The sequence below is a fragment of the Aquabacterium sp. genome, from assembly GCF_044226965.1.
Lineage (GTDB): Bacteria > Pseudomonadota > Gammaproteobacteria > Burkholderiales > Burkholderiaceae_C > Pseudaquabacterium.
Genome location: NZ_JBGAGA010000028.1, coordinates 1 through 18,048 on the forward strand (window position 1 = coordinate 1; position 18,048 = coordinate 18,048).

Annotated in this window: 18 protein-coding genes and 1 pseudogene; 11 read left to right on the top strand and 8 right to left on the bottom strand. The window is 71.7% G+C overall.

Translation table 11 applies throughout. The features are described from left to right. The 3 genes and pseudogenes from ACILR4_RS14110 to ACILR4_RS14120 form a co-directional block, all read right to left on the bottom strand. Positions 1-279, bottom strand: a pseudogene (locus ACILR4_RS14110) (hypothetical protein); the annotation flags it as partial. Positions 280-310: 31 nt separating this feature from the next. Further along, complete coding sequence (locus tag ACILR4_RS14115) at positions 311-1,069, bottom strand: hypothetical protein (protein ID WP_395701501.1); 759 nt, start codon at positions 1,067-1,069, stop codon at positions 311-313. Then, on the bottom strand, positions 1,069-1,455 hold the full coding sequence (locus ACILR4_RS14120; RefSeq protein ID WP_395701502.1) for a hypothetical protein: 387 nt from the start codon (positions 1,453-1,455) through the stop codon (positions 1,069-1,071). The genes ACILR4_RS14115 and ACILR4_RS14120 overlap by 1 nt, the downstream gene beginning before the upstream one ends. Before the next feature lie 211 nt (positions 1,456-1,666). On the opposite strand from ACILR4_RS14120, the gene ACILR4_RS14125 reads away from it, so the two are divergent. Both ACILR4_RS14125 and ACILR4_RS14130 read left to right on the top strand, forming a co-directional pair. Continuing rightward, the gene (locus ACILR4_RS14125; RefSeq protein ID WP_395701503.1) at positions 1,667-2,092 is read left to right on the top strand and encodes a hypothetical protein; all 426 of its coding nucleotides are present in this window, start codon (positions 1,667-1,669) and stop codon (positions 2,090-2,092) included. 51 nt (positions 2,093-2,143) lie between these two features. Next, positions 2,144-3,688 (top strand): glycine betaine ABC transporter substrate-binding protein, encoded by a 1,545-nt coding sequence (locus ACILR4_RS14130; protein ID WP_395701504.1) that lies wholly within the window; start codon positions 2,144-2,146, stop codon positions 3,686-3,688. 15 nt (positions 3,689-3,703) lie between these two features. On the opposite strand, the gene ACILR4_RS14135 is transcribed toward ACILR4_RS14130, so the two are convergent. Continuing rightward, positions 3,704-5,818 carry an ATP-binding protein gene (locus ACILR4_RS14135; RefSeq protein WP_395701505.1) on the bottom strand — a complete coding sequence of 705 codons (2,115 nt, stop codon included), beginning with the start codon at positions 5,816-5,818 and terminating at the stop codon, positions 3,704-3,706. 21 nt (positions 5,819-5,839) lie between these two features. Then, positions 5,840-6,589: a winged helix-turn-helix domain-containing protein gene (locus ACILR4_RS14140; protein ID WP_395701506.1), complete on the bottom strand. Its 750-nt coding sequence runs from the start codon at positions 6,587-6,589 to the stop codon at positions 5,840-5,842. A 174-nt stretch (positions 6,590-6,763) separates the two neighbouring features. Here ACILR4_RS14140 and ACILR4_RS14145 point away from each other — a divergent pair, with 174 nt between their 5' ends. From ACILR4_RS14145 to ACILR4_RS14170, 6 genes are read left to right on the top strand one after another with little or no spacing between them, the layout of a single operon-like run. After that, positions 6,764-8,146 (top strand): FAD-containing oxidoreductase, encoded by a 1,383-nt coding sequence (locus ACILR4_RS14145; RefSeq protein WP_395701507.1) that lies wholly within the window; start codon positions 6,764-6,766, stop codon positions 8,144-8,146. 15 nt (positions 8,147-8,161) lie between these two features. Beyond that, complete coding sequence (gene egtD / locus ACILR4_RS14150; RefSeq protein WP_395701508.1) at positions 8,162-9,130, top strand: L-histidine N(alpha)-methyltransferase; 969 nt, start codon at positions 8,162-8,164, stop codon at positions 9,128-9,130. Positions 9,131-9,189: 59 nt separating this feature from the next. After that, the gene (locus ACILR4_RS14155; protein WP_395701509.1) at positions 9,190-9,720 is read left to right on the top strand and encodes a DoxX family protein; all 531 of its coding nucleotides are present in this window, start codon (positions 9,190-9,192) and stop codon (positions 9,718-9,720) included. 53 nt (positions 9,721-9,773) lie between these two features. Beyond that, on the top strand, positions 9,774-10,403 hold the full coding sequence (locus ACILR4_RS14160) for a class I SAM-dependent methyltransferase (protein WP_395701510.1): 630 nt from the start codon (positions 9,774-9,776) through the stop codon (positions 10,401-10,403). After that, a complete protein-coding gene (locus tag ACILR4_RS14165; RefSeq protein WP_395701511.1) occupies positions 10,400-11,605 on the top strand; it encodes a sensor histidine kinase in 1,206 nt (401 codons plus the stop codon). The genes ACILR4_RS14160 and ACILR4_RS14165 overlap by 4 nt, the downstream gene beginning before the upstream one ends. 10 nt (positions 11,606-11,615) lie before the next feature. Continuing rightward, on the top strand, positions 11,616-12,239 hold the full coding sequence (locus ACILR4_RS14170; RefSeq protein ID WP_395701512.1) for a response regulator transcription factor: 624 nt from the start codon (positions 11,616-11,618) through the stop codon (positions 12,237-12,239). A gap of 22 nt (positions 12,240-12,261) precedes the next feature. Here the strand turns inward: ACILR4_RS14170 and ACILR4_RS14175 are convergent, their stop codons facing one another. Both ACILR4_RS14175 and ACILR4_RS14180 read right to left on the bottom strand, forming a co-directional pair. Then, a complete protein-coding gene (locus ACILR4_RS14175; protein WP_395701513.1) occupies positions 12,262-13,506 on the bottom strand; it encodes a lactonase family protein in 1,245 nt (414 codons plus the stop codon). A 433-nt stretch (positions 13,507-13,939) separates the two neighbouring features. Beyond that, entirely contained in the window at positions 13,940-14,464 is a 525-nt protein-coding gene (locus ACILR4_RS14180) for a MarR family winged helix-turn-helix transcriptional regulator (RefSeq protein WP_395701514.1), read from the bottom strand. A gap of 76 nt (positions 14,465-14,540) precedes the next feature. Here ACILR4_RS14180 and ACILR4_RS14185 point away from each other — a divergent pair, with 76 nt between their 5' ends. The 3 genes from ACILR4_RS14185 (at position 14,541) to ACILR4_RS14195 (ending at position 17,162) form a co-directional block, all read left to right on the top strand. Continuing rightward, complete coding sequence (locus tag ACILR4_RS14185; protein WP_395701515.1) at positions 14,541-15,878, top strand: chloride channel protein; 1,338 nt, start codon at positions 14,541-14,543, stop codon at positions 15,876-15,878. Between the two features lie 247 nt (positions 15,879-16,125). Further along, complete coding sequence (gene pal / locus ACILR4_RS14190; protein ID WP_395701516.1) at positions 16,126-16,659, top strand: peptidoglycan-associated lipoprotein Pal; 534 nt, start codon at positions 16,126-16,128, stop codon at positions 16,657-16,659. A gap of 200 nt (positions 16,660-16,859) precedes the next feature. Further along, positions 16,860-17,162 (top strand): hypothetical protein, encoded by a 303-nt coding sequence (locus tag ACILR4_RS14195; RefSeq protein ID WP_395701517.1) that lies wholly within the window; start codon positions 16,860-16,862, stop codon positions 17,160-17,162. Positions 17,163-17,181: 19 nt separating this feature from the next. Here ACILR4_RS14195 and ACILR4_RS14200 read toward each other — a convergent pair whose 3' ends face one another. Continuing rightward, complete coding sequence (locus tag ACILR4_RS14200; RefSeq protein ID WP_395701518.1) at positions 17,182-17,952, bottom strand: SDR family NAD(P)-dependent oxidoreductase; 771 nt, start codon at positions 17,950-17,952, stop codon at positions 17,182-17,184. Between the last annotated feature and the right edge of the window lie 96 nt (positions 17,953-18,048).

Sequence of the window (18,048 nt, forward strand, 5' to 3'; positions counted from 1 at the left end):
CTGGTACGCGATGGCATGCAGCGTGCCGCCGCCGCCGTGCAGGAACACGATCGCGCGGGACGCGCCCATCGGGCGATAGGCTTCCACCGCATGCGGGTAGCCGGCGATGGTGAAGCTGTCGATCTGGTTCTGGCTGGTCGGCGGTGGCGTGGTCGGCGGGGGTGTGGTCGGCGGTGACGGCGTCGCGTCGGCGTCGCTGCCACCGCCGCAGGCGGCCAGCACCGCCGCGCTCAGCAGCGAAAGGGTCAACGAACGGGAGGAAGCGGCGAGGAAGGGCATGTGACAACTCCTGGTCTCCATGCCAGCCATGCTAGGAAGCGGTGCCCGGCGGCACCGTCGGTCGGCGGTGGCGGTCGAGGTCGGCGGCCGAGGTCTCTTCGGGTAGGGCATCCCGCACAGCCGCCATCGCGTTGAGCAGCCAGCTGCCCAGCAGCGCCTGCGTTGCCGGCTGCGCCAACTGCTGCAGCAGCCAACCACCCAGCTGGCCCGGCCAGGGCGCGCACAGGCGCGAGAACAGCGGCCAGCGCCAGGGCCTGGTGGCCACCAGCGCGGCACCGGCGCCGGCGGCGGCCAGCAGGGTCAGCAGCGGCGCCTGGCGCGTGCTGCGGCGCAGCGCGCGCAACACCGGCCGCAGCGCGCCGGCGGGTAGCGCGGCGCCTGCTGCCGGCGTGGCCGCCAGGCGGCTGCCCTCGTCGGCCAGCCGCTGGCGCAGTTGCGCGAAGGGCGCCTGCACCGGCTGCCGCCACAGCATCAGGGCGCAGGTCAGCGCTGCCAGCAGCGGCACCGCGGGCACCACCGCCAGCAGCCAGGGCTGCGGCATCGCGGACAGCGGCAGCACCGCCACCAGCAGCAGCGCCATGCCGCCCAGGCCGGCGGCCAGCAGCAGGCACAGCACGGTCGCGCCGAGCAGCAGGCTGCGGCGCCGCCAAGCCGCGGCAGCGGCACCGGCATCGGCGGCGGCCAGCTCGGCATAGTCGCTCAAGTGAGCGGCCAGGTCCTGGCGTGGCGCGGCCAGCAGGCGCAGCAGCGGGGCGATCACGGTGGCGGCCGGCGGCAGGGGGTCGGGCATCAGACGCCGGACTGCGAATGGCGCGAGCGCGCCAGCCAGCCGATCAGCGCGGCCAGCGTGGCGCCGGCCGCCGCGGCGATCACCACCGACTTGACCGGCTCGTCGCGGATGTAGGCCACGCTGCGGTCATGCGTGTCGACGACCTTGTCGCGCACCTTCAGCGAGGCCTCGCGCGCACGGTCGATGCCGCGGCGGGTGAGATCTTCCACCTGTGCGCCCGCCTGGCGCCACACCGACGGTGCGGCATCGCGCAGCGCGTCGACGCGCTGGTCCAGCTGGTCGAGCGTGTGGTTGGCCGCGTGGCGGGTCGACTCGATCATCTGCGAGGCCTTGCCGGCGGCCTGTTCGGCGGCCTGTTCCACGGCGGCGGATGCGGTCTTGCTCATCGGAATCTCCTGGGTTGAGTCAAACGACGAGCCAGTCTAGGAAGGCACCCCCGCCCGGGGCCATCAGACAAGCGGCCGTCCGCTTGTAGGGCAGACGGAAGGCGCCGGCCGTGTCAGGCGATGCCGACCGGCGGCCGCGGCGACGGACGATGGCGGCCACCGGCATCGGCGCCTAGGCTGTGGGCATCCAAGCTTTCGTCCGGAGGTCCCGATGAAGATCCATGCCCTCACGCTCGTCTGCCGCGCCGCGCTGCTCACCGCGGCCACCACCGTGCTGCTGCCGGCGCAGGCGGCCACCGCGGGCCGCCCGCACGGCGAACACGCCGCCGACACCGCCGCCATCGAAGCCGTCTACCGCCAGGAGCGCGCGAAGTGCCTCGACGGCCGCTCGCCGCAGGACCGCGCCACCTGCCTGCAGGAGGCCGGCGCCGCGCGCGCCGAGGCCTTGCGCGGGCGGCTGGACAACCACGAGGACGCCGCCACGCTGGCACGCAATGCACTGCAGCGCTGCCAGAGCCAGCCCGAGGCCGACCGTGCCGACTGCGAGCGGCTGGCGCGCGGCGAAGGCGAGCGCAGCGGCTCGGTGGCGGCTGGCGGCGTGTTCAAGCAACTGATCACCCGCACGCCGGCGCGATGAGGCGGCCAGGCCGGCTTGACCCGGCCCGCCGCTTCACCGAAGCTGCGCGCCATGCTGCTGAACCTTCGCTGGCTGCGCCTGTGGTGTGCTGCGCTGTGCCTCGCCTGGCTGCCCGGCGCGATCAGCCCGGCGGCGGCGGCCGATGAGCCGATCCGCATCGGCTCCAAGCGCTTCACCGAGTCCTACATCCTGGCGCAGATCGTCGCGCAGACGGTGCAGCCGCATGCGCCGGTCGAGGTGCTGCAGGGCCTGGGCAACACCGCCATCGTCTACCAGGCGCTGCGGGCCGGCCGCATCGATGCCTATGCCGAGTACACCGGCACCATCGCGCAGGAGATCCTGAAAGACCCGCAGGCCGGCACGCTGGAGGCGATGGGCGCGCGCCTGGCGCCCTTGGGGCTGGGCGTGGCCGTGCGCTTCGGCTTCAACGACGGCTATGCGCTGGCGATGCGGGCCGAGCAGGCCGAGCGCCTGGGCGTTCGCACGCTGTCCGACCTGGCGCGCCAGCCGGCGCTGCGCTTCGGGCTGAGCAACGAATTCATCGGCCGCGCCGACGGCTGGGGCGGGCTGGCCCGGCGCTACGGCCTGCCGCAGCAGCCGCGCGGGCTGGACCATGGCCTGGCCTACGACGCCCTGGCCGGCGGCCAGGTCGACGTGATCGACATCTACACCACCGACGCGAAGATCGGCCACCTGAAGCTGCGGGTGCTGCAGGACGATGCTGCGTACTTTCCGCGGTATGACGCGGTGCTGCTGTACCGGCTGGACCTGCCGCAGCGCCAGCCCGCGGCCTGGGCGGCGCTGCAGAAGCTGGCCGGCAGCGTCGACGAGGCCGCGATGATCGCGATGAATGCGAAGGCCGAGCTGCAAGGCCAGGGCTTCGATGTCATCGCGCGCGATTTCCTGGCCGCGCGGGCCGCCGGCTCGGCGGCCTCGGCACCCGTGGCCTTGTCAGCGGCGGCCTCGGGCGGCACTGGCTTCTGGGCCAGGCTGTGGGGGCCGGACCTGGCGCGGCTGACGCTGCAGCACCTGGCGCTGGTCGCCGCGTCGGTGGCGCTGGCGGTGGCGATCGGTGTGCCGCTGGCCATCGCCGTGGCGCCGCATGCGCGCTGGCGCGCGCTGGTGCTGGGCAGCACCGGGCTGCTGCAGACGGTGCCTTCGCTGGCCCTGCTGGCGGTGCTGATCTCGCTGCTGGGCCGCATCGGCAGCCTGCCGGCGCTGCTGGCGCTGACGCTGTTCGCGCTGCTGCCGGTCATGCGCAACACCTGCACCGGCCTGGCCGAGGTGCCGGCCGGCCTGAAGCTGGCGGCTTCGGCGCTGGGGCTGACGCCGCCGCAGCGCCTGCGCCTGGTCGAGCTGCCGCTGGCGCTGCCGGTCATCGTGGCCGGCGTGCGCACGGCCACCAGCATCGCGGTGGGCACCGCGACGATCGCCGCCTTCGTCGGCGCCGGCGGCTATGGCGAGCGCATCGTCACCGGACTGGCCTTGAACGACCAGGGACTGCTGCTTGCCGGTGCGCTGCCGGCCGCGGCGCTGGCGCTGCTGTGCGAAGCCGGCTTCGAGCTGGCCGAGCGCGCGCTGCGTCGCGGCGGCTGACGCGTCTCTTGCGCGTCATTCGACGCGGATCGCGGTCTCGCGCCGGCGCTGCGCCTGCAGCCATTCGATCTCGGCTGCCGCGCGCGCGGTGAAGATGCGGCACACGGATTCGAGCAGGCGGTCCTCCGCCAGAGCCTGGCCGTGCAGGAAGGCCAGGTGGCCGATCACGCGGCCATCGCGGCTGAACAGCGGCAGGCCCAGGTAGCCTTCGCAGCCCGCCTCGCGTGGGAACTGCCGGCCCAGGCCGCTGCCAATGAAGCTGCGGCGGCCCTGCTGCAGCACCTGCTCGCAGGGCGTGCCGGCCAGCGGGTACTCGCCGCCGGGCCGCCAGCCGCCTCGCTGCCAGGCGGCGAGCGTGCGCGCGTGCCGCGCGCCCGCGTACTCGGTGATGAACACGCTGTCGACCTGCAGGGCCTGCGCGAAGTGCTGCACCAGCGCGCGGAAGAAGCCCTCGCCGCTGCGTGCCGCGGTGCCCTCGGCCAGGGCCTCGACCAGCCGCTCGATGCGCTTGGTGCGGGTGATGTCGGTGTCCACGCCGATCAGCCGGCTCGGCGTGCCGCTGGCATGGCGCACCAGACTGCCGCGCGACAGCACCCAAAGATAGCGACCATCGGCATGCCGCAGCCGCAGCACCTGCTCGTAGCGCTCGCTGCCGTCGGCCAGGACCTGCTGCAGCGCCTGCAGCACCGCGTCGCGGTCGTCCGGATGCACCAGGGCCTGCCAGTCGGCCAGCGCCAGCGTGGCCTCGCCGTCGGCCTGCCGCCCGAGCATGTGCTGCCAGCGCGCGGAGACCTGCAGCTGCCCTGCGCCCGGCGCCAGTTCCCACAGGCCGTCCTGGGCGCCCCGCAGCGCCAGCGCCAGGCGCTGCTCGGCCAGCCGGCGCGCCGCGTCGGCCTGTCGGCACGCCGCTTCGGCCTGCTGCGCCGGGCCCGCCTGCGGGTGCGGTGCACTGCCGGCCGCGCCGGGCGCGGGCCCTGCCGGCAGCGCCGCGGGCCAGCCGGCCGGCGGCCGCAGCGCCAGCGGCGCGTGGCCCGATGCCAGCGGCAGGTCGAAGCTGAACACCGTGCCCTGGCCCAGCGTGCTGTCGACGCGGATGGTGCCGCCATGCAGCGCGACGATGCGCTGCGTGATCGCCAGGCCCAGGCCGGCATGGTGCCGGGCCGCGTCGGCGCTGTCTTCCACGCGCTGCGCCTGGAAGTAGCGGTCGAACACATGCGGCAGGTGCTCGGGTGCAATGCCGCAGCCGGTGTCGCTGACGCTGATGCGCACCCGGCCCGGCGCCTGTGTGGCATCGGGCGCGATGTCGATGCCCACGCTGCCGCCCTCGGGCGTGTGGCGCAAGGCGTTCTCGACCAGGTTCTCCAGCGCACGCTCCACCAGCCCGATGTCGCCGCACACCGGCACCGTGCTGCCGATGAAGCCCTGCAGCCGCGCCTCGATGCGCTGGCCGCGTTCGCCGGCCGGCAGCGCGAACTTCTGCGCGATGTCCTGCGCCAGCTCGCCGAGCGAGAACACCTCCAGCGCCGCCGGGTCGGCCGGCCGCTCCAGCCGGGCCAGCTCGAACAGGTCGTCGACCAGCCGGCCCAGGCGCTCGGCATGGCGCGCGGCCACCTGCAGGCAGCCCTGCACCTCGGGCCGGCCCAGCTCGCCATGGCGCAGCAGCAGCGTGTCGAGGTAGCCGCGCATCAGCGTCAGCGGCGTGCGCAGGTCGTGCGAGACATTGGCCAGCAGCTCGCGTCGCTGCACGTCGTGCTGCTGCAGCTCGGCCAGCTGCTGGCTGATGCGGTCGCACAGCTCGCCGAAATCGTGCGCCAGGCGGTCGATCTCGTCGCCATCGTCACGCGCCCAGTGCAGCCGCCGCGGCTGCGTGAAGCGGCTGGCGCGAAAGGCCGCGATCTCCTGCGCCAGCAGGTGCAGCCGCCTTGTCAGCAGGTGGAACATCAGCAGCGCGGCCAGCAGCGCGAAGGCGATGGCCGCGGCCAGCAGTTCGGCCCCCAGCGTCAGCACCTGGCGCAGTTCGGGCATGTGCTGCGAGGCCGCCACCACCAGGCCGCCGCCCAGCAGGAACAGCAGCGCCAGCATCAAGGCCAGCCTGCGCGGCAGGTGGCTGGACAGCAGGCGTGGTGGCATCGCGGGGCCGATCGGCCTGGCTCAGGCCGCTGCGGCGCGCAGCGGTGCGCCGCGCTCGCGCGCATCGCAGCCGCGGTAGCCCACGCCCCACACGGTCTGGATGATCTCGGGCTGGTTCGGGTCGGCCTCGATCTTGGCGCGCAGCCGGTTGATGTGGGTGTTGACGGTGTGCTCGTAGCCGCTGTGGCCATAGCCCCAGACCTGCTGCAGCAGTTGCAGCCGCGTCATCACCCGGCCCGGACTGCGCGCGAAGTGCAGCAGCAGGTCGAACTCCTTCGCGGTGAGCTCGATCGTGCGCTCGCCCGCGCGCACCTCGCGCCGCGCGACGTCGATCTGCAGCCCGCCGATGGCCAGGCGCTCCTCCGGCGGCTGCACGACCGCGGCCGGCGCGGCGGCCTGCAGCGAGGCCATGCGCCGCAGCAGCGCCTTGGCGCGCGCCACCAGCTCCAGCACCGAGAAGGGCTTGGCCAGGTAGTCGTCGGCGCCCAGCTCCAGGCCGAGCACGCGGTCGAGCTCCGACGAGCGCGCGGTCAGCATCAGGATCGGCACGTGCGCGCGCTGGCGGCGCAGCTCACGGCAGATCTCCAGCCCGTCCAGGCCGGGCAGCGTGAGGTCCAGCACCAGCAGCGCAGGCGGCTGGGCCAGCGCGGCCTGCAGGCCGGCGCGGCCGTCCGCGAGCGTCTGCACCTGCAGGCCCAGGGTCGACAGGTGCAGCGCCGCCAGCCGGGCGATGTCCGGGTTGTCTTCGATGACCAGGATGTGGCGTTCCATCGGGCCGGCCTTTGCAGGGGATGACGTGACGATGGCCGGCGAGCATAGTGAGCGGACCTCGCCGCGCCCATTCGGAGCACTGCGCAGCCGGTTGCGGGGACTACGGAGGGCGCGATCTGTCAGGAACGGCCGGGCGGCACGACCAACGCCCAAGCCCTCGTCAAGGAGCCCCGCATGTCCCGCTCGTTCGATGCGATCGTCATCGGTGCCGGCCAGTCCGGCCCGTTTCTGGCAGCCCGCCTGGTGGCGGCCGGCCAGCGCGTGGCGCTGATCGAGCGCGAGCACCTGGGCGGCACCTGCGTCAACGACGGCTGCATGCCCACCAAGACGCTGGTGGCCAGTGCCCGCGCCGCGCACATCGCGCGCCGCGCGGCCGACTTTGGCGTGGTGATCCCGGGCCCGGTGACGATCGACATGGCGCGCGTGAAGGCGCGGGTCGACAACGTGGTGCACACCGCGCGCGACAACCTGCGCCGCTGGCTGGCCGGCCTGGACGGGCTGACGCTGATCGACGGCCACGCCCGCTTCACGGGCCCGCACGAGCTGGCCGTCGGCCGCGAGCGCTTCACCGCGCCGCGCATCTTCGTCAACACCGGCGGCCGCCCGGTGCTGCCCGACTGGCCCGGCCTGGCCGGCCTGCCGTACCTGACCAATACCAGCGTGCTGGCGCTGGACCGCGTGCCGGCCCACCTGCTGGTGGCTGGCGGCAGCTACATCGGGCTGGAGTTCGCGCAGGTCTACCGGCGCTTCGGCGCCGAGGTGACCGTGGTCGAGGTGGCCGACCGGCTGATCGCGCGCGAGGACCCCGAGGTCTCGCAGGCGGTGCGCAGCGTGCTCGAAGCCGAAGGCATCCGCTTCGTCACCGGCGCGCGCGAGGTGACGGCGGGCCGGTCCGCCGATGGCGGTATTCGGCTCGACCTGCAGGCAGGCGGACAGCCGCTCACCTTGCAAGGCAGCGACCTGCTGGTGGCCACCGGTCGCCGGCCGAACACCGACGACCTGGGGCTGGACCAGGCCGGCATCGAGATCGATGCGCGCGGCTTCATCCGCGTCGACGACCAGCTGCGCACCAGCGTCGAAGGCGTGTGGGCGCTGGGCGACGTGAACGGGCAGGGCGCCTTCACGCACACCTCGTACAACGACTTCGAGATCGTCGCGGCCAACCTGCTCGAGGGCGGCGCGCGCCGCCTCAGCGACCGCATCCCGGTCTACGCGCTGTTCACCGACCCGCCGCTGGCGCGCATCGGCATGAACGACGCACAGGCCCGCGCCTCGGGCCGTCGCGTGCTGGCCGGCATGCTGCCGATGACGCGCGTGGGCCGCGCCCGCGAGCGCGACGAGACCCAGGGTTTCATGAAGGTACTGGTGGATGCCGACACGCAGCGCATCCTCGGTGCCACGCTGTTCTGCATCGAGGGCGACGAGGCCATCCACGCCTTGCTCGACACCATGGCCGCAGACCAGCCCTGCACGGTGATCCAACGCTGCGTGCACATCCATCCGACGGTGAGCGAGCTGATCCCCACCTTGCTGGGTTCGCTGGCACCGCTGGACTGACAGGGAGACACCACCATGACCGGACTTGCCTTCGCCACCGACCGCGTGGCGCGGACCGACACACCCTTCGCGCGCGACGTGCTCGCGGGCCTGGCGCGGCGCGGCCGCTGCGTGCCCAGCCGCTGGCTGTACGACCACCGCGGCTCCGAGCTGTTCGAGGAAATCACCTTCCTCGACGCCTACTACCTGACGCGCGCCGAGATCCGCATCCTCGAACGCTTCGCGCCCGAGATCGGCCCGCTGGCCGGCCCGCGCGCCACGGTGGTGGAGTTCGGCAGCGGCTCCGGCCGCAAGACGCCGCTGCTGCTGTCGGCGCTGGACCGGCCGGGGCTCTACGTGCCGGTGGACATCTCGGCGCAGTTCCTGATCGAGTCGGTCGGCGCGCTCAAGAGCATCTACCCGCGCCTGCCGGTGCAGCCGGTGATCGGCGACATCACCAGCCTGCACACGCTGGCGCTGCCGCCGGCCAGCCATGGCCGGCGCGTCGGCTTCTTCCCGGGCTCGAGCATCGGCAACTACACGCCCGATGCGGCGGCCAACCTGCTGGTGCGCTTCGGCCGCATCCTCGGCCCCGGCAGCCTGCTGCTGGTGGGCGCCGATGCCACGCAGGACCCGGCGCGGCTGCTGCCCGCGTACGACGACGCGCGCGGCCTGGGCGCCGCCTTCCACCGCAACCTGCTGACCCGCATCAACCGCGAGTTGGCCGGCGACTTCGCGCTCGACCGCTTCGCGCACGAGGTGCGCTGGGACGCGCAGGAGCGCTGCCTCGAGCAGCACCTGGTGGCGCGCGAAGCGCACACGGTCGAGGTGCTGGGCCGCAGCTTCCACTTTGCCGAGGGCGAGGGCCTGCTCACCGAGTGCGCGTACCAGCACGGCGCGCTGCGCTTCCAGGCCATTGCGCGCCAGGCCGGCTGGCAGACGCGGCGCGTGTTCAGCGAAGCGGCCACGCAGTTCAACCTGTACCTGCTCGAACTCGGCGCGTGAAAGGTTTGGCGCCGTCGCCCGACCAAACCATCAAAGCAACCCCCCAACGGAGCCCGCCCATGCAGACCACCCCCTCCAGCGCCGCGACCACCGCCGGCCCGGCGCTGCCGATGAACACCTCGCCGCGCCTGCAGGACCGGGCGCTGGCCTTCGCCCGCTGGGCCATCCGCACGGCCGAGCGCTTCGCGCCGGCCATCGACCTGGTGATCCGCGTCTTCATCGCGATGGTCTTCTTCAAGTCGGGCCTGACCAAGATCGCCAGCTGGGACAACACCATCGCGCTGTTCGAGAACGAGTACATGGTGCCCTTCCTGCCGCCGGCGCTGGCCGCCGCGATGGCCACCGCCGCCGAGCTGGGCTTTCCGGTGCTGCTGGTGCTGGGCCTGGGCAGCCGCTTCGCCGCGGCCGGCCTGTTCGTGCTGAACATCGTCGCGGTGATCTCGTACCCCGACGTCGGCGAGGTGGGCTTGAAGGATCACCAGATGTGGGGCATGTTCCTGCTGGTGACGCTGCTGCATGGCCCGGGCAAGCTGTCGATCGACCACTTCATCCGGCGCCGCTTCGGTGGCACCGGCCGCGCCGCCGGCTGAACCGGCGCAACGCCCCGGGCCGGCGTGCAGGCCCGCTTGATCAGGAGGCTGCCATGCTGTCTGCCGCCCAGTACTACCGGTCCCGCGTGTTTCCGTGGATGAACGACCGGCTCAGCGCCGATCCCGAGCTCGACCGCATCCGCGACGAAGCGGTGCGTGCCGCCGCCGGCCAGGTCATCGAGATCGGCTTCGGCACCGGGCTGAACCTGCCGCACTACGGCGGCACGGTGCAGCGCGTGGTGGGCATCGAGCCCAATCCCGGCATGGTGGAGCGCGCGGCGTCGCGCATCGCGGCCGCGCCGTTTCCGGTGCAGATCCTGAACTGCGCGGCCGAGTCGCTGCCGCTGCCCGAGGCCAGCTTCGACACCGCGGTGAGCACGCTCACGCTGTGCAGCGTGATGGACCCCGGGCGCGTGCTGGGCGAACTGCGCCGCGTGCTGCGCGACGATGGCTGGCTGCTGCTGCTGGAGCACGGCCTGGCCGACGAGGCCGGCGTCGCGCGCTGGCAGCACCGGCTCGACTGGCCGCAGGGCAAGCTGGGCTGCGGCTGCCACCTGACGCGGCCGGTCTCGCGCCTGCTGGCCGACAACGGCTTCCGCTTCGCGACCGTGCAGCAGTTCTTCGCGCCGAAGATGCCGCGCACCCACGGCTGGGTGACGGTGGGGGCGGCGATCAAGGCATGATGCGCGGCGCCGGCGACGAGCAGCTGCTGCAGTGGATCGCGCGGGCCACCGCGCCGCTGACCGGCCAGGACTTCTTCCGCACGCTGATGCGCCACCTGGCCGAGGCCTTCGGGCTGCGCCGCGCCTTCATCGCCGAATGCGTGGACCGCCCGACGACGCGGGTGCGCACGCTGGCCTTCTGGTCCGATGCCGTCGACCTCGCCGGTACGCCCTGCGAACGGACGATCCAGGATGGCCGCGTCTTTTGCGTGCAAGGCGACCTGCAGCAGCGCTACGCCTGGGCCGAGCGCCAGGGACTCGACAGCTACCTCGGCGTGCCGATCCACGACAGCAGCGGCCGCCAGCTGATCGGCCACATGGCCTTCGAGACCACGGGGCCGATCGAGGGCGCCATCGCCGATCGCCCGCTGTTCCAGATCTTCCATTCACGCGCGGCGGCCGAGCTGCGCCGCAAGCATGCCGAAGAGCAGGGCCGCCGCCACCTGCAGCAGCTGGCGCATGTGGGCCGCCTGAGCGCGATGGGCCAGATGGCCAGCGCCATCGCGCACGAGATCAACCAGCCGCTCACCGCGCTGCGCACCTTTGCGCAGGCCAGCCAGCGCCTGCTGGCGGCCGGGGCCGCGCCGGCCGAGCTGTCCGACACGCTGGGCCGCATGGCGCGGCAGGCCGAGCGCGCCAGCGAGATCGTGCGCCGCCTGCGCGGTTTCCTGGCGCGGCAGGAGATCGTGCGCGCGCCGGTGGCGCCGGCCTACCTGGTGGCCGAGGTGATCGGCCTGGCCCGCGCCGATGCCGCGGCCAGCGGCGTGGACCTGCAGGTGGCGCTGCCGCCGACGCTGCCCCTGGTGGCGGTGGACGGCATCCAGATCGAGCAGGTGCTGCTGAACCTGGTGCGCAATGGCATCGAGGCGATGCAGCCGGTGCCGCGCGCGCAGCGCCGGCTGCGCATCGAAGGCGCGCTGCAGGATGGCGAGCTGCAGCTGGCGGTGCAGGACAGCGGGCCCGGCGTGCCGCCCGAGCAGGCCGAGCGCATCTTCGAACCCTTCGTCTCGCACAAGCCCGGCGGCATGGGCATCGGCCTGGCCATCAGCCGCTCGATCGCCGAGGCGCACCAGGGCCGGCTCTGGCTGGCCGAACCCGCGCCGGACCGCGGCGCGCGCTTCGTGCTGGCGCTGCCGCTGGAGGACGCGCCGATGGCGCGTTAGCATCATGGACATGCTGCCCAGCTCCTTGCCGCCGTGTGTCCACATCGTCGACGACGAGGCCGAGGTGCGCGATGCGGTGGCGCTGCTGCTGCGCTCGGTCGGACTGGCCAGCCTGCAGTACGGTTCGGCCGCGCAGTTCCTGGCCGAGTACCGACGCGGCGCGCCGGGCTGCCTGCTGCTGGACGTGCGGCTGCCCGGCCTGAACGGGCTGGACCTGCAGGAGCGCCTGGCCGCGGCCGGCATCCAGCTGCCGGTGATCGTGATGAGCGGCCATGGCGACATCCCGATGGCCGTGCGCGCCATGCGCGCCGGCGCGCTGGACTTCATCGAGAAGCCCTTCCACGACCAGGCGCTGCTCGACCGCGTGCACCAGGCGATCGAGCTGTCCGGCCGCGCCCACGCGGACGCCGGCGAGCACCAGCGCATCGCCGAGCGCTACGCGCGCCTGAGCGAGCGCGAGAAGCAGGTGCTGCAGGCCATCGTCGAGGGCCGGCCGAACAAGCTGATCGCCGACGACCTGGGCCTGTCGATCCGCACCGTGGAAACCCACCGCGCGCACCTGATCGAGAAGATGGAGGCGCGCTCGCTCTCGCAATTGGTGCGGATGGCGGTGCAGGTGCTGCCGCCGCGCTGACGGCAGCACCTGGCGCCTGGCCTCAAACGCCCGCCATTCCCTGCAGGCCCAGCTTCGAGCTGGTGCCGACGATCACCTCGCCCACCTTGCTCAGCGCGCCGGTGGAGGCATCGATCGCGTAGCTGACGATCTTGTCCGCGCCGAGGTAGGTGGAGTACAGGTACTTGCCGTCCGGGCTGACCCAGGCGTCGCCGGCCACGCTGTTGACGCCGGCCAGCACCGAGGGCTCCATCGCGGCGATCGACTGCAGCAGCGTCAGCGTGCCGTCGTTGCCGATGCCGTACGACGAGATCGATCCGCTGCCGTTGCCGACGTAGGCATAACGTCCATTGGGCGTGACCGACAACCAGCACGGCGCGCCGACGCCGGCGGCCATGGCCTGGCTCAGCTGCGTCAGCACGCCGGTGGAGGCCAGCGTGTAGGCGGTGAGCGAAACGCCGGTGATGCCGGTGGACAGGTAGATCGTGCTGCCGTTGCCGGTCTTCACGAACTGGCCGGCGAAAGGCGTCGTCAGCTGCGTGGTGTTGGCCACCGGGTTGCCCAGCGTGCCGTCGGCATTGACCGGGAAGGCCAGCACCGCGTTGCTGGCGGTGCCGGTGCTCAGCATCACGAAGCGCTGGTCGGGCGAGACCAGCAGCTGCGTCGGCGCCACGTTGGCCGGGTTCAGCGCGCCCATCTGCGCCACGTTGTACAGGCCCAGCTGCTGCAGCGAGCCGTCGTCCGCCAGGCGGTAGGCGCCCAGCTGCAGCGTGCCGCCCAGGAAGCTGGCGTAGACCACCTTGCCGGCCACCGCCAGGCTGTTGGGCCGCAGGCCCTGGGTCCGGGTGTTCTTCAGCAGCGTGGGCGTGCCGCTGGCGGCGTCGAGCGCGAACACCGAGATCGAGTTGTCGCCGCCATTGGCGGCCAGCAGCAGCTGGCGCTCGGGCACCGTCACCACGCTGAACTGGCTGCCCAGCGTGTTGGGCCCCGGCGTGCCGTTGATGCGGATGCCGTTGGTGCCCTGGCCGCCGCTGGCCACCGCGGCCACGCGCAGCAGCGTGCCATTCGCCGCGCGGCTGTACTGCAGCACGGTGTTGGTGGTTTCGTTGGTCTGCGTGTAGAGCTGGTTGGCCAGCATCGGCGCGGGCGGCGGGGTGACGGCGGCCGGGGCGGGTGCGTCATCGCCACCCCCGCCGCAGGCGGCCAGCAGCGTGGCGGCCGCGAGGCCGAGGGTGGTCAGGGTGCGGCGGCGGATCATCGGTGCCTCCAGTGCAGGGGGTTTGAACATGACGGCACTGTGGACAGGCTGCATCACGCGGTGATCCGCGAAAGATCACGTCTTGATCACGCCGGCGTCGATGCGCACGACCTCATTCGGACAAGACCAGAGTGGCGATCACGCCGACCCAGAACTCTCTGATCATCCGTCGCTTCAATCGTCGGGGTTGCCGCTGCGGCCCCAAAAGGCAATGCGAGCAGGACAGACCAAGGCACGCCTGCGCAACGCATGCACAGACAGCCACCCGGCGCGTGTACATGTGGACAAATGTTCTTGTAACATGCGGGCGACTGCAGCACCACCCTCGATGCTCGCCCGGGCCCTGAACCTCGATCGCCTGTTGGACACGACGACATGCAGATTCACCGAGTCGCGACCCGATCAAGGTCGAAGGCAATGCGGACGAATGCGGAAGCGCCGAGTACTTGACCGCGGGTCTTGGCTACTGGCCCAACGGAATGTTGGCTGCTCGTTCATCGGCATCCAGGGCGGTGATCAGCTTGGCCAGGTCTGCATCGAGGCGCATGAGCGTCTTGGCGTCCAGGCTGGCGAGTGCCTCGGGCAGGACGCCGGTCAGGGGCCCCGGTGCGCGCCGCAGCACAGCGGCTCCGGCTGGCAGGATGCGCAGTTGGACGGTGCGTCGATCCACGCCGTTCTTGGCGCCGGTGACGAGCCCGCGGGCGATCAAGGTCTTGACCAGGTTGCTGGCGGTCGACTGGTGGATGTCCATTGCCTGCGCCAGATCGTTGATGCCGATATTGGGTCGATCGCGCACGACGCTCAGCGCCCACAACTGCGCGCCGCCGACCCCGGCCTTCTTCTCGACCTGCTGGAAGTGCGTCTTGACGGCATTGAAGACCAGGCGGAAGCGCCGCAGTACCTGGGCGGCAGGGTCGCCGTTCCCGCTCCCGGATGGGCCTTGACGTGCCTGCTTCGGTGCAGCCGCTACGGCTCTTCGTGTGACCATGATTCCATGATAGGAGACCTGTGAAGATGATCGCGCCAAGGGTCGATTCGGCCCCGTTCGGGATGGCGAGCGAAGCATGAAGCACGACCTGCGCATTGCCGCGGCCTTCCGCCGCGAGTTTTCCGACTGGCGACTCTGGTTGGCACGCTCGATCGTGATTGCCGTGGCCGCTGCCGCGGGCCTCACTGTCGTCGCATTCACCTGGCTGACCGAACGCGCGTTGGAGGCGTTCTTTTCGATCCAAACGCGTTGGTGGTGGGCTCCACTCCTGTGGACGCCAATGTGCACCGGCGCCATCGTCTGGCTGACCAGGCACCATTTTCCTGGTGCGACCGGATCCGGCATTCCCCAGGTCATGGCAGCGCTCGACACATCGGTTGACACGTCGAGCCGTCCCCTGTTCGTTTCGATCAAGCTGACGCTGGCGAAGATCGTCTTGACTGCCTGGGGCTTGCTGGCCGGGCTCTCGCTCGGCCGCGAAGGCCCGTCCGTCCAGATAGCCGCCGGCGTGATGCATGGCGCCAGGCGGTGGCTGCCCAGGCGATCGGCCGTGACCGAGCACGGCTTGCTGGTGGCCGGCGGCGCAGCGGGCATCGCAGCGGCCTTCAACACCCCGCTGGGCGGGGTCATGTTCGCGATCGAGGAACTCTCGCGCACGCCAGAGCAACGCAGCAGCGGCCTGCTCATCTCGGGCATCGTGCTGGCCGGCCTGATGGCTGTGTCGACCTATGGCAATGGCACCTATTTCGGGGTCATCCATGTCCCGGCCGTCGGGCTTTCGTTGCTGCTGCCGGGTCTGCTCGTGGCGGTGGGCAGCGGCGTCGCTGGCGCGCTGTTCGCGCGTCTGCTCATTGCATCACTCAGCGGCGGCTCGGCCGATGGGCTGAGCCGGTGGCGGCTCGCGCGGCCGGTGTCGTTCGCGGTGGCCTGTGGTCTGGCGGTCGCCATGATCGGCGTGACCACCGATGGCGCGACCTTTGGCAGCGGGTATGCCTACACGCGGGCGATGCTGGAAGGTCAGCAACACGTGCCCGCGGTCTACGTTCTCTTCAAGTTCCTGGCGACCTGGCTCACGTCCTGGTCCGGCGTTCCTGCCGGCATCTTCGCGCCGTCCCTGGCCATCGGCGCAGCACTGGGCAACGACGTGGCCCAGCTGACTGCGTATCCCCATGCTGCGACCCTGATCGCGCTGGGAATGGCGGGGTTCCTTGCCGCGGCTACCCAGGCGCCTCTTACCTCGTTCATCATCGTGATGGAAATGGTGGATGGTCACGCGATGGTGCTCAGCCTCATGGCCTGTGCGCTCATCGCAAGCGGAATCTCAAGAGTCCTGTCGAGGCCCCTGTACGCCACGCTCGCGCAGATCCAGTTGCGCCGGCTTCCGCCGCGTCAGGATGCGCAGCCGCACGGCTAGAGGTGCAAAGAAAAGGAGCCCCGCGCGGGGCTCCAAGCAGGGCATGAACTCCTGGTCGCCCGTCACGAGCTCGAGTCGTCACAGGCCGAGAAAGTATATTTGTTGAAATATTGTCGTGTCGAGCTGGCCGGTGGCTTGGCGCGGCGCAGGGCAAGTCCCCTCCATGACGCTCGGCTTGGTGCCGCGGCGCAGACCCATGTGCTAGGCTCCCGGCCGTCATTGGCTACCGTGTTTGGGGGTTCCTCTCATGCGCACTTCCCTGTTGGCCCTGGCCCTGGTGCCAGCCCTGTTCGCCGCCTGTTCCAGCACGCCGCTGAACGAAGACAAGGGCGCCCCGGTGGCCACCGTCACGCCCACCGCGGTGCAGCCCGCGCAGCCGGCCACGCAGGCGCCGGCCGTCAGCACCGTGAAGCCGGTGGTCGCCCAGCCGACGACGACGATGGCGGCCAACGAGCGCGAGCGCAGCGTCTACTTCGACTTCGACGATTTCACCGTCAAGAACGACTTCATGCCGATGCTCGAGCAGCAGGGCAAGCAGCTGTCGGCCAAGCCCGGCGCCAATGTGCGCATCGAAGGCAACACCGACGAGCGTGGCAGCGCCGAGTACAACCTGGCGCTGGGCCAGCGCCGCGCGCAGGCGGTGCTCAAGGTGCTGAAGCTCTACGGCGCGAAGGACTCGCAGCTCGAGGCCGTCAGCTGGGGCAAGGAAAAGCCGCGCGCGCCCGGCCATGACGAGTCGGCCTGGGCGATGAACCGCCGCGCGGACATCGTCAACCATTGACGCGGGCCTGCGTCGCGGCGCGCTGACAGGGACCCTGCGGGGCCTGGCTCCACAGGGCACCTCCGGGTGCCTTGTTCGTTTGGGGGCGCTGTCGATCGTGACATCCGTGGCAGGGCGGGACGCGGCGCTTGCGCCGGGCTCAAGGCGCGGCCGACGCTGCCGTAACAGCGGGTGTCCTCGCCCTCACGGAGACCCCCGCCATGAAGACCCGTCTCGCACTGGCCCGCGCCCCCGCCGTGGCCGTGATCCTGGCCCTGAGCGGCGCTGCCGCGCTGACCGCCGGTTCGCACATCCCGACGCTCGACGAGCGCGTGATGTCCGGCACCAGCGAGCTGTCGCAGGTCGACTGGACCGCCTCGTTCGAAGGCGCCCGCACGCTGGCGCGCATGCACTACGGCAATCTGCCCGAGCAGGTGCGCCAGGGCGCGTCGGAGCTGGCGCGCGCGCAGTGGCAGCCGGCACCGGCCGAGCCGGTGCGGCTGGCCGCGCGCAGCACGCCCTGACCAGGCGCCGCAGGCGCGCTCAGCCGCGCGTCAGCCGCAGGCCGGCATCGAGCAGCAGCACCTCGCCGGTGGTCTTGGGCGCACAGGCGCCCAGGAACCACGCGGCATCGGCCACGTCCTCGGGCGCGATCACCGCGTCCAGCGCGGCGATCTGCTTGTAGCCCACGACATTGGCCGCATAGCGCTCCGCGCCCAGGCCCTGCTGCAGCCACGGCGTCTCGACCAGGCCCGGCGCGATCGCGTTGACGCGGATCGCCGGCCCCAGCGCGCGCGCCAGGCCGATCGTCAGCGCATTCAGCGCGCCCTTGCTGGCCATGTAGGCCAGTGAGGAGCCGCGGCCCATCATCGACGCGATCGACGAGATGTTGACGATGCCGCCGTGGCCCGAGGCTTGCAGCAGCGGCTGCAGCGCGCGCACCATCTGGTACGCGCCGATCACGTTGACCGCGTAGATGTCGTGGAAGTCCTGCGCCTGCAGGCCTTCGAGCTGCTGCGCGGGCACGAACCTGGTGGTGCCGGCGTTGTTCACCAGCACGTCGGCGCGGCCGAAGCGGGCCTCGACGGCGGCGCCCAGCCGGCGGCAATCGGCATCGTCGGCCACGTTGGCCTTGACCACCAGGGCCTCGGCACCGAACGCGCGGCATTCATCGGCCACGGCCTCGGCCGGCGCGGCCGCGCGCGAGTAGTTGATCACCACGTTCCAGCCGTTCTTCGCGTACAGCCGCGCGGTGGCCGCGCCGATGCCGGAAGACGAACCGGTCACCACGCAGAGCTTGCGTTCTTCACTCATCCCGGGCTCCTGGAAAGCATCACCCCGGTGACAAGCTTAGCGGGGGGCGCGGCCTAGAATCGATCGCATCCATCCCGACACCGTCCCGCAGGAGAC

Excerpts from the sequence above, each read along its gene's own strand:
- ACILR4_RS14115 (WP_395701501.1), bottom strand. The coding sequence starts at position 1,069 with ATGCCCGACCCCCTGCCGCCGGCCGCCACCGTGATCGCCCCGCTGCTG.
- ACILR4_RS14120 (WP_395701502.1), bottom strand. The coding sequence starts at position 1,455 with ATGAGCAAGACCGCATCCGCCGCCGTGGAACAGGCCGCCGAACAGGCC.
- ACILR4_RS14125 (WP_395701503.1), top strand. The coding sequence starts at position 1,667 with ATGAAGATCCATGCCCTCACGCTCGTCTGCCGCGCCGCGCTGCTCACC.
- ACILR4_RS14130 (WP_395701504.1), top strand. The coding sequence starts at position 2,144 with ATGCTGCTGAACCTTCGCTGGCTGCGCCTGTGGTGTGCTGCGCTGTGC.
- ACILR4_RS14135 (WP_395701505.1), bottom strand. The coding sequence starts at position 5,818 with ATGCCACCACGCCTGCTGTCCAGCCACCTGCCGCGCAGGCTGGCCTTG.
- ACILR4_RS14140 (WP_395701506.1), bottom strand. The coding sequence starts at position 6,589 with ATGGAACGCCACATCCTGGTCATCGAAGACAACCCGGACATCGCCCGG.
- ACILR4_RS14145 (WP_395701507.1), top strand. The coding sequence starts at position 6,764 with ATGTCCCGCTCGTTCGATGCGATCGTCATCGGTGCCGGCCAGTCCGGC.
- egtD (WP_395701508.1), top strand. The coding sequence starts at position 8,162 with ATGACCGGACTTGCCTTCGCCACCGACCGCGTGGCGCGGACCGACACA.
- ACILR4_RS14155 (WP_395701509.1), top strand. The coding sequence starts at position 9,190 with ATGCAGACCACCCCCTCCAGCGCCGCGACCACCGCCGGCCCGGCGCTG.
- ACILR4_RS14160 (WP_395701510.1), top strand. The coding sequence starts at position 9,774 with ATGCTGTCTGCCGCCCAGTACTACCGGTCCCGCGTGTTTCCGTGGATG.
- ACILR4_RS14165 (WP_395701511.1), top strand. The coding sequence starts at position 10,400 with ATGATGCGCGGCGCCGGCGACGAGCAGCTGCTGCAGTGGATCGCGCGG.
- ACILR4_RS14170 (WP_395701512.1), top strand. The coding sequence starts at position 11,616 with ATGCTGCCCAGCTCCTTGCCGCCGTGTGTCCACATCGTCGACGACGAG.
- ACILR4_RS14175 (WP_395701513.1), bottom strand. The coding sequence starts at position 13,506 with ATGTTCAAACCCCCTGCACTGGAGGCACCGATGATCCGCCGCCGCACC.
- ACILR4_RS14180 (WP_395701514.1), bottom strand. The coding sequence starts at position 14,464 with ATGGTCACACGAAGAGCCGTAGCGGCTGCACCGAAGCAGGCACGTCAA.
- ACILR4_RS14185 (WP_395701515.1), top strand. The coding sequence starts at position 14,541 with ATGAAGCACGACCTGCGCATTGCCGCGGCCTTCCGCCGCGAGTTTTCC.
- pal (WP_395701516.1), top strand. The coding sequence starts at position 16,126 with ATGCGCACTTCCCTGTTGGCCCTGGCCCTGGTGCCAGCCCTGTTCGCC.
- ACILR4_RS14195 (WP_395701517.1), top strand. The coding sequence starts at position 16,860 with ATGAAGACCCGTCTCGCACTGGCCCGCGCCCCCGCCGTGGCCGTGATC.
- ACILR4_RS14200 (WP_395701518.1), bottom strand. The coding sequence starts at position 17,952 with ATGAGTGAAGAACGCAAGCTCTGCGTGGTGACCGGTTCGTCTTCCGGC.